General features: G+C 65.2%; 14 protein-coding genes. 5 read left to right on the forward strand and 9 right to left on the reverse strand.

What is annotated here, in order from left to right:
• Positions 1 to 256: 256 nt before the first annotated feature.
• The 3 genes from ACUN9Y_RS06975 to ACUN9Y_RS06985 form a co-directional block, all read right to left on the reverse strand.
• Positions 257 to 1,018 carry an ABC transporter permease gene (locus ACUN9Y_RS06975; protein ID WP_445459960.1) on the reverse strand — a complete coding sequence of 254 codons (762 nt, stop codon included), beginning with the start codon at positions 1,016 to 1,018 and terminating at the stop codon, positions 257 to 259.
• Entirely contained in the window at positions 1,015 to 2,025 is a 1,011-nt protein-coding gene (locus tag ACUN9Y_RS06980) for an ABC transporter ATP-binding protein (protein WP_445459961.1), read from the reverse strand. Before ACUN9Y_RS06980 ends, ACUN9Y_RS06975 begins: the two co-directional genes overlap by 4 nt.
• 192 nt (positions 2,026 to 2,217) lie before the next feature.
• Positions 2,218 to 2,673, reverse strand: coding sequence for a hypothetical protein (locus ACUN9Y_RS06985; RefSeq protein ID WP_445459962.1), 456 nt, complete (start codon positions 2,671 to 2,673; stop codon positions 2,218 to 2,220).
• Positions 2,674 to 2,804: 131 nt separating this feature from the next.
• Between ACUN9Y_RS06985 and ACUN9Y_RS06990 the strand changes: the two genes are divergently transcribed.
• Complete coding sequence (locus ACUN9Y_RS06990; RefSeq protein ID WP_445459963.1) at positions 2,805 to 3,041, forward strand: hypothetical protein; 237 nt, start codon at positions 2,805 to 2,807, stop codon at positions 3,039 to 3,041.
• 456 nt (positions 3,042 to 3,497) lie between these two features.
• On the opposite strand, the gene ACUN9Y_RS06995 is transcribed toward ACUN9Y_RS06990, so the two are convergent.
• Entirely contained in the window at positions 3,498 to 3,848 is a 351-nt protein-coding gene (locus ACUN9Y_RS06995) for a putative quinol monooxygenase (protein ID WP_445459964.1), read from the reverse strand.
• 119 nt (positions 3,849 to 3,967) lie between these two features.
• On the reverse strand, positions 3,968 to 4,246 hold the full coding sequence (locus ACUN9Y_RS07000) for a peptidylprolyl isomerase (RefSeq protein ID WP_445459965.1): 279 nt from the start codon (positions 4,244 to 4,246) through the stop codon (positions 3,968 to 3,970).
• A gap of 747 nt (positions 4,247 to 4,993) precedes the next feature.
• On the opposite strand from ACUN9Y_RS07000, the gene ACUN9Y_RS07005 reads away from it, so the two are divergent.
• Entirely contained in the window at positions 4,994 to 5,572 is a 579-nt protein-coding gene (locus tag ACUN9Y_RS07005; protein ID WP_445459966.1) for an HdeD family acid-resistance protein, read from the forward strand.
• A 20-nt stretch (positions 5,573 to 5,592) separates the two neighbouring features.
• Positions 5,593 to 6,171, forward strand: a complete 579-nt coding sequence (locus tag ACUN9Y_RS07010) for a DUF523 domain-containing protein (protein WP_445459967.1) — start codon at positions 5,593 to 5,595, stop codon at positions 6,169 to 6,171.
• Positions 6,172 to 6,217: 46 nt separating this feature from the next.
• Here ACUN9Y_RS07010 and ACUN9Y_RS07015 read toward each other — a convergent pair whose 3' ends face one another.
• Positions 6,218 to 7,423, reverse strand: coding sequence for a ChaN family lipoprotein (locus ACUN9Y_RS07015; protein WP_445459968.1), 1,206 nt, complete (start codon positions 7,421 to 7,423; stop codon positions 6,218 to 6,220).
• 219 nt (positions 7,424 to 7,642) lie between these two features.
• On the opposite strand from ACUN9Y_RS07015, the gene ACUN9Y_RS07020 reads away from it, so the two are divergent.
• Entirely contained in the window at positions 7,643 to 8,920 is a 1,278-nt protein-coding gene (locus ACUN9Y_RS07020; RefSeq protein WP_445459969.1) for a methyltransferase, read from the forward strand.
• Positions 8,921 to 9,061: 141 nt separating this feature from the next.
• Here the strand turns inward: ACUN9Y_RS07020 and ACUN9Y_RS07025 are convergent, their stop codons facing one another.
• On the reverse strand, positions 9,062 to 10,357 hold the full coding sequence (locus tag ACUN9Y_RS07025) for a cation:proton antiporter (RefSeq protein WP_445459970.1): 1,296 nt from the start codon (positions 10,355 to 10,357) through the stop codon (positions 9,062 to 9,064).
• Positions 10,358 to 10,890: 533 nt separating this feature from the next.
• Here ACUN9Y_RS07025 and ACUN9Y_RS07030 point away from each other — a divergent pair.
• On the forward strand, positions 10,891 to 11,553 hold the full coding sequence (locus tag ACUN9Y_RS07030; RefSeq protein ID WP_445459971.1) for a DNA-3-methyladenine glycosylase family protein: 663 nt from the start codon (positions 10,891 to 10,893) through the stop codon (positions 11,551 to 11,553).
• 72 nt (positions 11,554 to 11,625) lie between these two features.
• Here ACUN9Y_RS07030 and ACUN9Y_RS07035 read toward each other — a convergent pair whose 3' ends face one another.
• The gene (locus ACUN9Y_RS07035; RefSeq protein WP_445459972.1) at positions 11,626 to 12,096 is read right to left on the reverse strand and encodes a secondary thiamine-phosphate synthase enzyme YjbQ; all 471 of its coding nucleotides are present in this window, start codon (positions 12,094 to 12,096) and stop codon (positions 11,626 to 11,628) included.
• A 595-nt stretch (positions 12,097 to 12,691) separates the two neighbouring features.
• Positions 12,692 to 13,537 carry a phytanoyl-CoA dioxygenase family protein gene (locus ACUN9Y_RS07040; RefSeq protein WP_445459973.1) on the reverse strand — a complete coding sequence of 282 codons (846 nt, stop codon included), beginning with the start codon at positions 13,535 to 13,537 and terminating at the stop codon, positions 12,692 to 12,694.
• Between the last annotated feature and the right edge of the window lie 39 nt (positions 13,538 to 13,576).

A 13,576-nucleotide genomic window follows, 5' to 3' on the forward strand; every position in this document is an offset into this window, starting at 1 on the left:
AATGCAAAAAACGGCCGCCGATGATAGCGCACTCAGGGGCCGATGCCGATGAGGGAGACCCTATCGGGGCCGGCAGGCAAACGATGGAGCAACGCCGGCGCGGCTCACGGCGGCGCGGCTCACGGCGGCCCGGTCAGGTCGCCCGAGGCGCGGATGGCCGTGCCGGGGAGCCGCTACATGGGGCTTCCGGCACGCCCTGGCGAATGTCGGCAGGGCGTGTCGCGGGGGGGGTAGCGTGACGAGCGTCGCCAGGACGCTACGGCTTCAACCGATAGCCGCTTCTGAAGATGGCGTGAATCACCACCAACGCCACCGCCATGAACAGCAGGATCACCGCAAGGCTGACCCCCACGCTGACATCCCCCAGGCCATAGAAGCTCCAGCGGAACCCCGACACCAGATAGACCACCGGGTTGAACAGCGTCACGGTCTGCCACAGCGGCGGCAGCATGTCGATGGAGTAGAAGGTGCCGCCGAGGAACGTCAGCGGCGTAATGATCAACAGCGGCACCAGCTGCAATTTCTCGAAGCCATCCGCCCAGATGCCGATGATGAAGCCGAGCAGACTGAACGTCAGGGCGGTCAGCACCAGAAACAGCAGCATCATGACCGGGTGCTGGATCTCGAAGGGTACGAACAGGCTGGCGGTACCGAGCACGATCAGCCCCAGCACGATGGACTTGGTGGCGGCGGCACCGACGAAGCCCAGGACGATCTCCAGCGGCGAGACCGGGGCCGAGAGAATCTCGTAGATCGATCCTGAAAAGCGCGGAAAGAAGATCCCGAACGAGGCGTTGGACACGCTCTGGGTCAACAGCATCAGCATGATCAGACCGGGCACGATAAAGGCGCCGTAGTCGATGCCCTCGACCTGGGTAATGCGTGAGCCGATGGCGGAGCCGAACACCACGAAATACAGCGACGTCGACAGGACCGGAGAGACCACGCTCTGCAGCACGGTGCGCAGGCTCCTGGCCATCTCGGCGTAATAGAGGGTCTTGACCGAGGTGAAGTTCATGTCCGCTCCCTGACCAGACTGACGAAGATTTCCTCCAGCGAGCTCTGGCGGGTGTGGAGGTCCTTGAACGGGATGCCGGCGGCTTCCAGTTCGGCCAGCAGTTCGGCGATACCGGACTGATCGTCGCTGTCGCCGTCATCGTCGACCTGACGGTCCGTTGCTGCGTCGCCGTCCGGCGTCTCGCGCGAACCCGCGTCATAGGAATAGACCAGCGCGTGGCCGTCGTCGCTCAAACGCAAGTCGAAGCGGGCGAGACCCGCGGGGACGGCGTCAAGCGGATGGCGCAAGTGCAGGGTTAGCTCCTTGCTGCCGAGCTGGCGCATCAGCTCATGCTTCTCTTCCACCAGCACCAATTCGCCGGCGCGGATGACGCCGATGCGGTCGGCCATCTCCTCGGCTTCTTCGATGTAGTGGGTCGTCAGAATAATGGTCACGCCGTTGTCCCTGAGGCCGCGGACCACCTCCCACATGTCGCGCCTGAGCTCGACGTCGACGCCGGCGGTGGGTTCATCGAGAAACAGCACCTCGGGCTCGTGGGCCAGGGCCTTGGCGATCAACACTCGGCGCTTCATGCCGCCGGACAGCGTGATCAGACGACTCTTGCGCTTATCCCACAGGCTCAACGAGCGCAGCACCTTTTCGATATGGGCAGGGTCAGCCGGCTTGCCGAACAGGCCGCGGCTGAAGCTTACCGTGTCCCACACGGTGGAGAAGGCTTCGCTGGTGAGTTCCTGGGGCACCAGACCAATCCGCGAGCGAGCGGCGCGAAAGTCGTCGAGGATATCGTGGCCGGCGACGCTGACCCGACCCGCGGAGGGATTCACCAGGCCACAGATAACGCTGATCAGGGTGGTCTTGCCGGCGCCGTTGGGGCCGAGCAGCGCGAAGATCTCGCCACGCCTGATACTCAAGTCGATGCCCTTGAGCGCCTCGAAGCCGCCCGCGTAGGTCTTGGTCAGGGCGTCAATCTGCAGGATCGCTTGTCCGCTCGTCGGCTCACGGGACATGACGCAGTGCCTCATTGACGATGTCTTTGTGCTTGGCGTGAGGGGCGCTTGACAGGCATTGGCGCCGGGCCTGACGCGCGCTTTGGTATCGGCTGAGACCAGGGCTGTGACCGGGGCTGTGACCGGGGCTGTGGCAAGGGGCTGGCGAGGACCAGGACGACAGCATGACGACTTCCTTATCGACGGAGTGGTTCACCATCCTACTCCGGTGTGTTGGTTGTGCACACCGATCGAAGGAGGCAGCGATTGTCTCTCGATGCTACGCCGCAGCGATCGTGGCCGGGTAAGGGGGGCGCCGTCGGGGCGACCAAGATCCGACGACACCGGGCGGGTAGCCCCAGAGCAGGTGAGCTTCAGCTGGGTAGCGGGTAGTGAATAGCGGGTAGCGAATAGCAGGTAGTGAATGGCGGGTAGTGAATAGCGGGGAGTGAATAGCGGGGAGTGAATAGCGGGTAGCGAATAGCAGGTAGTGAATGGCAGGTAGTGAATAGCGGGTAGTGAATGGCGGGTAGCGAATAGCAGGTAGCGAATAGCAGGTAGTGAATGGCGGGTAGTGAATAGCAGGTAGTGAATGGCGGGTAGTGAATGGCGGGTAGTGAATAGCCGATCGTGAATCGTGGGGCGTGTATCCAGGGCCAATGACAGCATCGGTCAAGCCATCGGCCAGACACCTCCGCAGAGACCAACTTACAAGGGACGGACACAGCATGAATGGACCAGTGACAGGCAGGCGGAACGCCTCTGCGCCGACGCGAACGCAGGGTGAGCAAATCGGTGTCGTGGCGGGGTCGCGCGGGGAACTAGGGCGCGCCTGGTTGGTGGGGCTGGCGCTGTCGCTGATTGTCGCCTTCGCGGTGGCTCCGCAGGTCGGTGGCGCCAGCGTCCGGGTCTCCTCGGAAGCGGACGTCTCGAGCGCCACGGTCGCAGCCGGCGAGGCCGAGGCACGAGGCGCCGTCCGCGAACGCGACACGGCGAGCCAAGAGGGGCACCCCCTGGCCGACGCTAACGGTCATTGACGAAGGATCCGGCAGCAAGAACCAGTAAGCAAGAGCCAGCAAGCAAGAGCCAGGCAGGAGGGAGTGGATTCGACCATCGCGCGCGCGAGGTGGCCAACTCAGAGCCGCCCGGCGTATTTCCGGGCGTGCGGACGCCATCGTCGCGCAAGCCGATCCGCGATCTCTCAGGCCAGTCCGGTGGACGCTGAAGCTCCTGCGATGGACCGTCGTGGGTGACGCAGGGCGGTGTCGCACGGGCAACGACGATCCGGGGGCGGAGGCGCCCCCGGATTGTCATCGACTGCCCAGTGGCGTGTTCGTCATCGATTGCCCAGTGGCGTGTTCGTCATCGACTGCTCGGTGGCGTGCCCGTCATCGACTGCCCAGTGGCGTGCTCGTCATCGACTGCTCGGTGGTGTGCCCGTCATCGACTGCCCAGTGGCGTGCTCGTCATCGATTGCTCGGTGGCGTTGTGGGTCAGCCTATGGCCGGGGCGTCATAGCCTTCCGGCTCGTCGCTGTAGACGCAGACATTGGCGTCTTCGATGTCGCCATCCGGGCCTTCCAGCTGGTGGGCGAAGAATTCGCGGATCTCGTTGCGCTGACAGTGGGCTTCGAAGGCCGCACGGTTGGCCCAGATCTCGTGGAAGACGATCGGGTAGCTGTCGCCGGCGGCGAAGGGGTTGTCGATCTTGCGGGTGACGGTATAGAACAGGCAGCCGTCTTCGCGGTGGGCGTTGGGTTCCAGCGCCTGGAGGGCCTGGAACAGCGCCTGTTCGCGGCCGGGCTTGGGCTTGAAGCTGGCGGTGCAGTAGATCTTCTGTGACATCCGAAAGACTCCTTTCCTGGTGTCGAGGCCAAGGCTCTTGGGCCAATGAGTGCCGAAGGGCCGAATACCAGAACGCCGCGATTCACGCGGCGTTCCGAAGCGGCTGGCGGTCATCCTGCTCAGCTGCGGCTGGTGATTTCCAGCAAATGATAGCCGAATTGGGTCTTCACCGGTCCGTGAACCTTGTTCAAGTCGCCAGAGAACACGACTTCGTCGAATTCACGCACCATCTGCCCCGGGCCGAAGCTCCCGAGATCGCCGCCCTGGCGACCGGAGGGGCAGTTGGAGTGCTGGCGGGCGACCTCGGCGAAGTCCTTGCCGTTCTCGATTTCGGCCTTGAGGGTCTGACACTGCTCTTCGCTGTCGACCAGGATGTGGCGGGCGGTGGCTTGGGCCATGGGATTCTCCAGATGGGGGGTTGGGCCGGGCAGGATATCATGTGCTGAATGGTCGAGGCATGGCCAATGCCGTGGCAGGAACCAGGGGCAGGAACCAGGGGCAGGAACCAGAGGCCGGAACCAGGGGCAGGAACCAGAGGCCGGAACCAGGGGCAGGAACCAGAGGCAGGAGCCAGAGGCAGGAACCAGAGGCCGGAACCAGAGGCCGGAACCAGAGGCCGGAACCAGGGGCAGGAACCAGGGGCAGGAACCAGGGGCAGGAACCAGGGGCAGGAACCAGGGGCAGGAACCAGAGGCAGGAACCAGAGGCAGGAACCAGAGGCAGGAACCAGAGGCAGGAACCAGAGGCCGGAACCGCGCAGATGGTAATCCTGTCCGCGCGGCGTGCAGGGGGCGGAGGCTGTCGCCATTGGGGCGCCGAGGATCGGGAGCGGGGAGGCCGTCGGCTGGCGGATGACCGGGGCCGCAGGGTCTGCAGTCAGTTCGGCACAGCGCCACAGGCTGGGCTATTCTAGTTCGGTCCGGGCCGGATGGGGCCTGGGGGAGGCGAGAAGAGGTCGGCGAGACAACCGGCTCGCCTTTTTCGTCTGGTTCTTCTTGCGTGGTTCCAATTGCCTGATGCGTTTCGTTGGGCTCGGGTCGCCCGGCAGGCGTCGGGACATGACGTGGCCGGGGCCGCCGGCACCGGGCGAAGGGCACCGATTCATTGCGCTGCCGCGTGGCAGCCACGATCAAGGAACGATACTCATGGATAACGCTACCTCGCCGGAGTTGTCCCGGCTCGCTGGTCTACTCGCCCGCCACTGGTGGGTGCTGCTGTTGCGCGGCCTGGCCGCGATCGCTTTCGGTCTCCTGGCCTGGTTTCATCCGGCGCTGACCATCGCTGTGCTCGTGCTGATGTTCGGTGCCTACGCCTTGGTGGATGGCGTGCTGGGTGTCTGGACGGCGCTGGCCGGCCGGCGTCACAACGAGCACTGGGTCTGGCTTCTGGTATGGGGGCTCGCGAGCATCGCCATCGGGATCATCACCTTCACCTCGCCGGGTGTGACCACGCTAGTGCTGCTGATGTTCATCGCGGTGTGGGCCATCGTCACTGGCCTTGCTCAATTGCTCACCGCCATTCGCTTGCGCAAGGAGATTCGCGGCGAGTGGTTGCTCGGCATCGCCGGCCTGGGATCGGTGATCTTCGGCCTGCTGCTGATCGTGATCCCCGGTGCCGGCGCCCTGGCGATGGCCTGGCTGATCGCCGTCTATTCGGTGCTGTTGGGTGTCGTGCTGGTGCTGCTGTCGCTGCGCGTACGCCGTCTGGGCGCCGGGCAGCCGTAGTCATGGAGGAGGATATCGGTATGACCACCGATCGACCGGGGGCGAGACAGAAAATTCTCGTCAGTGCCTGTCTGATGGGAGACCCGGTGCGCTACGACGCCGGGCACAAGCGGCTGCTGGATGAACGCCTGGCGCGCTGGCAGCGGCAGGGCAGGCTGGTGGTGGTGTGTCCTGAAGTCGCCGGAGGCTTGCCGACGCCACGGCCGCCCGCCGAGATCCGGGGCGGAACAGCAGCCGAGATCCGGGGCGGAACAGCCGCCGAGATCCGGGGCGTTGGCGGTGCCGAGGTGCTGGCGGGGAACGCCAGGATCATCGAGAGCACCGGCGGCGACGCCACCGATGCCTTCGTGCTCGGCGCCGAGCTTGCCTTGGGCGTCGCGCAGCGCCACGGCTGTCGGCTGGCGCTATTGACCGAGGCCAGCCCGTCCTGCGGCAGCCGCGAGATCTACGCCGGGCGCTTCGATGGCACTCGGCGCCCCGGCGAAGGCGTCACCACGGCCTTGCTGCGAGCCCACGGCATCGAGGTTTTTTCTCCCGATCAACTCGACGGCCTCAGCCGCAGGCTCGACGAGATCGAGGCGGTCTCTGGCGGGGCGTAGGGGTGCACAAGCCGGCAGGAGGCTCGGGCGCCAGGCCCGAGTCGAGTTAGTCTGACTCGAGGGCTTGCTCGAGCGGAAACGCCGCCTCCAGCGTCTGGCGCTGGCCATCACGCAGGATCACCAGCGGCAAGCGCGAGCCAGGCAGGACGCGAGCCATCAGGGCCGCGAGTTCGGCGGGCTGGGTCAAGGAGCGCTCCGCGACCAGGGTCAGGATATCGTCGACCCGTAGACCCGCTTGCTGAGCCGGACTCGCGGCGGCGACGTGGGTCACCTTGAGTCCTTCGGCGGTCGTTTCTACCGCCACGCCGAGTCTCGGTGGTGCGGTTTTTTCGCCAGGCTCAGGGGCCACCACGAACAGCGCCGTGGCAAGGGTCGGGTCCGCACGACAGGCTTCCTCGGCCTCCACCGGCAACAGCGTAGCGACCTGCGGTATGCCCAGGGCCTGTAACTGGTGGGCGACGCCGTCGCCGTATTCCGCATGCCCGCGCCCCATGATCGCCACGGCCAGGGGGCGCCTGGTTTGCCCGTTGCCCGAGGCCTCGCCGAGCCGACGGGCCAGGGCGTCGGCCATGGCCACATCCCAGACGAGCTGGGCGGCGATAAACTCGTCGAGTGCGGCGTCGCCGATGTCATCGGGCGCATGCTCGCGAAAGCTTGTCGCGAGGCGCTCCCGGTAGCGCTGTCCAGGCTGGCTAGGAGCCGGAATAGCGCCGAACTCGCCATCGACGCCTGAGGCAGGGTCGTCTCCCGAGGCGCGGCCAAGAAACGCCTCGACGAGCCGGTCGCGACGCTCTGGGGTGACGTTCAGTGCCACCAGTGGCAGGGCTCTTTCCCGGGCGAAATGCAGAATCGGCAGATACAGGTCGGCGTCCAGGCCCCAATACCGGTACCAGCCGCTGCGGCGTAGGAACGCCGACTCCGATAGCTTGCCGGCGACCCAGTCGTCCAGCGCCGGCTGGGCCTCGCGTGGCAGCATCTCGAGGCCGATCACCAGCGTCGGGCGGAGCGCATGGAGCGCGGCCAGGGTGGCGAGCTGCCAGCGATGGTGGGCCGCGCTATCGTGCTGCTCGCCGAGCAATACAACGTCTTGCCCGGCAAGCGCCGACCAACCCATCGGTGGTACCGGCGCCGTCTGGTCCGCCACCACCCAACGCCCAGGCGCAGCGCAATCGCCGGGGGAGACGGAAGCGGCGAGTGCAGGACCCGTGACGAACGCAAGCGATGACAGCAGGGCGAGGGCGCTAGAACGCATCGAGGGCATTCCCTGTGGCGAGAGGAGAGCGGCAGGTGACAAGCGAGCCGCCGATGCCTGGCCTTGCCGGGAAGCCAGGCATCGATGGACGCCGAGAGTCCCCTAGCCTAGCCGCGGGGCTGGCTCACGGCCAGCCCCGCGCTGCGCATTCACGGCCCGTCGGGACGAGCCCGTCGTCGGCTGCTACCATGGCGCTTTGCCCAACCGAACCTCCTTGCCATGACCACCGACCCTGCCATGGGCCACGCCGAGCGTTTTGCCCGACTCACCGAGTTGCTTGCGCGGTGGCAAGGACTCTGGAAACCATCGCCTTTTGCACAGCGTGACTGGCCATGGCCCGTGCCCGACGACCCGGTGCCTGGGGCAGCCCTTGGCCGATGCGATCGTGAAGCCCTGATCGCCGCGTTGATGGCGCTGGACGACGCCAACTGCCGGCGGCTGCAGGACGACCCCTTCGAGGATTCGCCGCTGGCGACCTGGTTGCCGGTGAAGGTGCTGTCTGAGCTCGTATCGGTAACGCAGGATCATCGCTCCCCCGGCCCCCTGCCGGCGACCTGGGCCGATCATGTCGGCGGGCGCAAATGGCAACAGATCCTGGCGTTCGCCCCCCAGGTAGGGTTAGGTCGGCACCCGCCGCTGATCGAATGGTGCGCCGGCAAGGGGCACCTGTCGCGGCTGTTGGCAGGCTGGCGCCACACCGACGTGGTGGGCCTGGAATGGCAGGCCTCGCTGTGCGAGCGGGGTCGCCAGCTTGCCGTCGGCCAACAGGCACGGGTGAGGATGGCGCAGCAGGATGTCATGGCCGATGAGGCACAGCGATGGCTGGGCGCCGGTACGGCCGTGGCGGCGTTGCATGCCTGTGGCGATCTGCATGTCCGCCTGCTGGAGCTTGCCAGGCATCGCGGGGTGAGACTGACGCTCGCTCCCTGCTGCTACCAGCGTACCCGGCACCGCCACTATCGCCCGCTCTCCGGCCTCGCCCAACGGCTATGCCAGGAATCGGGGTTCCACCTGACGCGAGAAGCGCTCGCCATGTCCGTGCAGGAAACGGTGACCGCGACGCCGGCCGAGCAGCGCCAGCGTGAGCTCGCCAACGCCTGGCGGCTCGGTTTCGATGACCTGCAGCGTGACGTGCGCGGCATCGACGACTACCTGCCGGTGCCGAGCCTTGCCTATGGCAAGATGCCGGCGAGTTTCGCCGAGTTCTGTCGCTGGGCCGCCGAGCGCAAGGGCCTGACGCTCTCACTCGGCGCGCCGAACGGCCCGGAGGCCCCCCACGACTGGGACGCCTACGAGGCCGCCGGTTGGTCGCGTCTGGCTCGGGTCAACCGGCTGGAGCTGGTGCGCCATCTGTTTCGTCGGCCGTTGGAGCTGTGGCTGGTGCTCGACCGTGCCCTGTGGCTCGAGGAAGCCGGCTTTACGGTCGAGCTGGTCCAGTTCTGTGAGCGCCGCCTGACGCCGCGCAACCTGGTGCTGAAGGCGACGCCGCCCACCTGATGCGATCCGGGCCGAGCGCAACAACGACAACGGCCCCGAGCCATCGAGGCCGGGGCCGCCGCGCGGGCGCCCAGGGGGCATCCGCTGCCTGCACCGCGAGACAGGAGGCACGCGGGCGTTGCTTGCTGCAGTGGGCGCCGTTTAGCGCTTGCCGCGCTTGAGCTGGTCGGCCTCCCACACCTTGGAGCGACGAATCAGCGGAACGATGCTCGAGCCCTGCACCAGGATCGAGAACACCACCACCGAATAGGTCATCACCAGGATGATCTCGCGCACGTCGATGTTCTTGTCGGGAATGACCATGATGCCGCTGGGGATCGACATCGCCATGGCCAGGGCCAGGCCTCCGCGCAGCCCGCCCCAGGTGAGGATCTTCACCGAGTAGGGGTTGTAGCGTCGAAAGCGATTGAAGCCGAGGTAGGCGCAGCGCACGCTCAGGTAGCGAGACAACAGCACCAGTGGCACCGCCGCCAGCATCAGCACCCAGTCCTCCGGGTGGAACGAGAACGACAGCATCGCCATGCCGATCAGCAGGAACAGCACCCCGTTGAGGAACTCATCGACCAGCTCCCAGAAGTGATCCAGGTGCTGTTGGCTCTCCTCGGAGAAGCCCTTGCGGCGGGTACGGTTGCCGATGATGATGCCGGCGATGACCATGGCAAGTGGCCCCGAGACCTCGATGAACTCGGCAAACACGTAGCCCGAGGTCGGCACCAGCAGCGTCAGCATCAGCTCCATGGAGTGGTCGTCGGTGTGGCGAATCAGGTAGTGGAACAGTTGCCCGAGCAGGTAGCCGTAGAGAATCCCGCCCACTGCCTCCTGCAGGAACAGGTGCCCAACGCTCAAGACGGTGGGCTGGGCGCCGCCGAAGGCGATCGAGAACAGGGTGACGAAGATCACCAGGCCAAAGCCATCATTGAACAGCGACTCGCCCTCGATCTGGGTCGAAATACGCCGTGGGGCGTTGAGCTTCTTGACGATGGCCAACACCGCGATGGGGTCGGTGGGTGAGATCAGAGCGCCGAACAGCAGGCAGTAGATCAGGTCGAACTGAATGCCGAGCCAGCCACACAGCAGGTACAGCACTCCGCCGATGAAAAAGGTGGAAAACAAGGTGCTGGCCATGGCCAGGATGGCGATCTCCCATTTCTGATCGCGCAGATGCGGCAGCTTGATGCCCAACGCGCCGGCAAACAGCAAAAATCCGAGGATGCCCTTCAGCAGGAAATCCTCGAAATTCAACTGGTTGATGGCGGTCGCCGCGGTCTCATCGAGGGAAAACCAGCCGGCGTGGCCGGCGATCACGATGGCCAGCGACAGCAGCAGCGACCCGGCCGTGATGGCGATGGTGGATTGCAGCTTGCCAATCTTGCCGTTGACCAGGGAGATCACCATCGCCATCGCGGCGAGGAGACATAGGGTGGCGTACACCGACATGAGGGGAGGCCTCTGAGTTTAATGGGTTGTTCTGTTGCCACCCGGCGGGGCACCGGGCGCGAATATTCGGGGATGGCGCAAGGGCCAGAGGCTCGGAACGTCGCGCGCAGTCGGCCCGTCGCGATCCGGTGAAGCCGGTCGACGTTAACGCGGGCAGGGCTCTGGGCGTATCCATCGCAGCGGTGCATTCCTGAGCATGACTCCCGTCGCCAGGTTGGCGGCGGAGAGGCGAGGACGAAGTGCGAGCGCAGCGGCCTGGCGAAAAAGGCCCGACGGTGCGAACGACAGACGCAGCGACGCAAGAGGGTCGGCGATTGTCGGCGCTGGACAGGGTAAACAGAGGTGTCAGGTCGCGGCTTACTTCGCAGCGCAGCAAAGTATACGCCTCTCGTTTGCCGGGTGCAGCCGCTGTGTCGCATTTTTTGAACACTGCGGGGCGGATGTATCAGTCGCTATCGCGAGGGCCGGTGTGAGCGTGAGAAGCTGACGCCGATGCCTGGCCCTATCGCGTCCACGCCGCCACAGGAATGACCATGTCTCAGCACGATATTGCCCCCTTGCTTGCCACCGCTCAGGCCCATCTGGCGGGGCTCGATCCGCGCTGGAAGCGCTTGATCGATCGCGTCGGCGATTGCCGCCTGACCACCGAGCAGAACCGTAGTCCCTTCGAGGCGCTGTCGCGGGCGGTGGCCTTTCAGCAACTCCATGGCAAGGCCGCCAGCGCCATCGTTGGACGCCTGGTCGAGCGCTTTCCGGGACAGACATTCCCCACGCCGGCGCAGCTGGCCGCCCTGGCCGACGAGGAGCTTCGCCGTTGTGGCTTCTCGGCACGCAAGGCGGCGACGCTGAAGGCCATCGCCGACGCCGCCGTGAAGGGCCAGATACCGACGCGGGACGCCGCCGTGGCGATGGACGATGAGGCGCTCATCGAGCGCTTTACCGCCCTCAAGGGCATCGGGCGCTGGACCGTCGAGATGCTGCTGATCCATACCCTCGGGCGGGCCGACATCCTGCCGGTGGACGACTTCGGTGTGCGCGATGGCGCTCGCTATCTGTTCGCATGGCAGCGCATGCCGACGCCGACCGAGACCCGCCGGCTGTGTGAGCCCTGCCGACCCTATCGCTCGGTGGCCTCCTGGTACCTGTGGCGATGTAACGAGTTGTCGGATTATCGACGCCTGGAGCGGGCCAAGTGATGAAGGGGAGCGGTGATGTCATGAACCGGGGGCGAGGCTCCGCATCTCTAGGCTCACCTCATGGCCTGTGCGTCAACGCCGTCGATAGGGATCCGGGACGTCTTGACCGGGTTGCCAGCGTGAGCGCTCGCCGTTGAGCGTCAACACCAGATTGCGCGACCCGCCATGATCGCGGTGCTCGCACAGGTAGATGCCCTGCCAGGTGCCGAGTGACAGGCGACCGTTGCCGACCGGCACGGTCAGGCTCGGGCCGAGCAGGCTCGCCTTGAGGTGTGCCGGCATGTCATCGCTGCCTTCGTCGGTATGGCGGTAGTAGGGGGCATCTTCCGGCACCATCACGTTGAAGTGACGTTCGAAGTCCTCACGCACCGTGGGGTCGGCGTTTTCGTTGACGGTCAGGGATGCCGAGGTGTGCTGGATGAACACGTGCAGCAGGCCGATGCGCATGTCGGGCAAGGCCGGCAGAGCGCGTTCGATCTCGTCGCTAATAAGGTGGAAGCCGCGGGAGCGCGGGGCGAGGCGAAGGGAAGTCTGAAACCACATGAACGAACACGTCTCACGATAGAAGGATGTTGGAAGGCGAGGCGCCGGGCGGCAAGCCTACCGCGTCACGCGCACCAAGGGCAGCTTTGCATGAGCGAGAGGGCCCGTCGTGCCGTGACCAATCGGTGAGCGAACATTCACTGCCACGGTCCTTTCGTGGGCAACAAGTCACGCCGGGGGCCATTGCCTTGCGAAGTGGACCCATTCGTTGGACCACCTGACAGCTCATCTAAGCTCGGGTGAGTAGATCATAGGCGTCACCACGTTCCATGCAGCAGGCAAGGCGACCACAGTGGAGGTCGACGGTCACGGCTGTGTCGGCGATCGACGTTGATTCCTAAAAGCTATAAAAAAGCCGACCAAAAGCCGAGTCGGATATAAATCAACCGGCTACCAAGCGGCCGCATGACGTTGAAGTGGGGCGATACCGGCAACCCCTTGGCTGGAATGTGGATCTGGAACCGGCTTCAAAAACGGTGGCTCAATACCGCTAAGGCAAGTGGGTCGATTTATTGGCGCTTACGAACAACGCGCCCCGAGCCCTTTTACAGGCGAGTGATCCATCACCCGGGGCCCGGCATTCGTGTCGTACCGTCTATTCGATCACAAGGGGAAACAGGGGGTGGTCCATCGGTACACCGGCGGCGAGCTCCTTGTCGAGGCCGGGGAAGGGCGGAGAGGTCGTCCAGCTGCGTGGGGCATGGACCATGTCGTCGCCGAGCAGGCGCACGGAAAAGGCTCGCCGGCGACCCGCGCCGACTCCTCCTGAAGCGTGCAGGGTAAGCATGTTGAAGAACACAGCGTCCCCCGGTTTTAGTGCCCAGCCTAGAATCCTGTAGTCGTCGCGGCGCGCTTCGATGTCCGGAAGATTTTCCAATGAGCCTTCGGGAAACCACTTGGCCTGGTCGTCCATGAAGGTGCGTGGCATCAGCCATGGGCCACGGTGTGAGCCGGCGATAAATTCTAGCGTCGATTCCCGGGCCACGGGGTCGACCGGCATCCACATGCTGATGTTCTGCTGGCCTTCGACATTGTAATAGGGCTGGTCCTGATGCCATGGGGTGCGGGCTTGAGTGCCGGGTTCCTTGACCAGGAGATGGTCGTGATAGAGACGCACCTGGCGACTTCCCATCAGGCGTCTGGCTGTCTCGCCAAGGCAGGATTGGAAGATGAAGTCTCGATAGGCGGGAATGTCCTGCCAGTTGCAGAAATCCTCGAAGAACCAGCCCGGGTCATCGGGGCGGCTTGCGACCTTGGCACGGGGGCTTGGGGAGCGCAGGTTTTCCTCGATGCCGGTGCTCAGGGCGTCGATCTCGGAAGCGCCGAACAGCCCCCGTACGCAGACCGCACCATCGCGGGCAAAGTCCGCAATCCGCTCGGCGGTCAGCAGCTTGTCCAAGGCCGGTGATGCAGCTTGATGGGGGGAGGTGAGATCGGGCATCAAGGTTCTCCTGTAACGTACGAGTTGTGGTGTGCAAGG

The organism is Halomonas sp. V046 (assembly GCF_052645355.1).

Bases quoted from the DNA above. Each gene is read 5' to 3' on its own strand.
- ACUN9Y_RS06975 (WP_445459960.1), bottom strand. From the start codon at position 1,018: ATGAACTTCACCTCGGTCAAGACCCTCTATTACGCCGAGATGGCCAGG.
- ACUN9Y_RS06980 (WP_445459961.1), bottom strand. From the start codon at position 2,025: ATGTCCCGTGAGCCGACGAGCGGACAAGCGATCCTGCAGATTGACGCC.
- ACUN9Y_RS06985 (WP_445459962.1), bottom strand. From the start codon at position 2,673: ATGCTGTCATTGGCCCTGGATACACGCCCCACGATTCACGATCGGCTA.
- ACUN9Y_RS06995 (WP_445459964.1), bottom strand. From the start codon at position 3,848: ATGTCACAGAAGATCTACTGCACCGCCAGCTTCAAGCCCAAGCCCGGC.
- ACUN9Y_RS07000 (WP_445459965.1), bottom strand. From the start codon at position 4,246: ATGGCCCAAGCCACCGCCCGCCACATCCTGGTCGACAGCGAAGAGCAG.
- ACUN9Y_RS07005 (WP_445459966.1), top strand. From the start codon at position 4,994: ATGGATAACGCTACCTCGCCGGAGTTGTCCCGGCTCGCTGGTCTACTC.
- ACUN9Y_RS07010 (WP_445459967.1), top strand. From the start codon at position 5,593: ATGACCACCGATCGACCGGGGGCGAGACAGAAAATTCTCGTCAGTGCC.
- ACUN9Y_RS07015 (WP_445459968.1), bottom strand. From the start codon at position 7,423: ATGCGTTCTAGCGCCCTCGCCCTGCTGTCATCGCTTGCGTTCGTCACG.
- ACUN9Y_RS07020 (WP_445459969.1), top strand. From the start codon at position 7,643: ATGACCACCGACCCTGCCATGGGCCACGCCGAGCGTTTTGCCCGACTC.
- ACUN9Y_RS07025 (WP_445459970.1), bottom strand. From the start codon at position 10,357: ATGTCGGTGTACGCCACCCTATGTCTCCTCGCCGCGATGGCGATGGTG.
- ACUN9Y_RS07030 (WP_445459971.1), top strand. From the start codon at position 10,891: ATGTCTCAGCACGATATTGCCCCCTTGCTTGCCACCGCTCAGGCCCAT.
- ACUN9Y_RS07035 (WP_445459972.1), bottom strand. From the start codon at position 12,096: ATGTGGTTTCAGACTTCCCTTCGCCTCGCCCCGCGCTCCCGCGGCTTC.
- ACUN9Y_RS07040 (WP_445459973.1), bottom strand. From the start codon at position 13,537: ATGCCCGATCTCACCTCCCCCCATCAAGCTGCATCACCGGCCTTGGAC.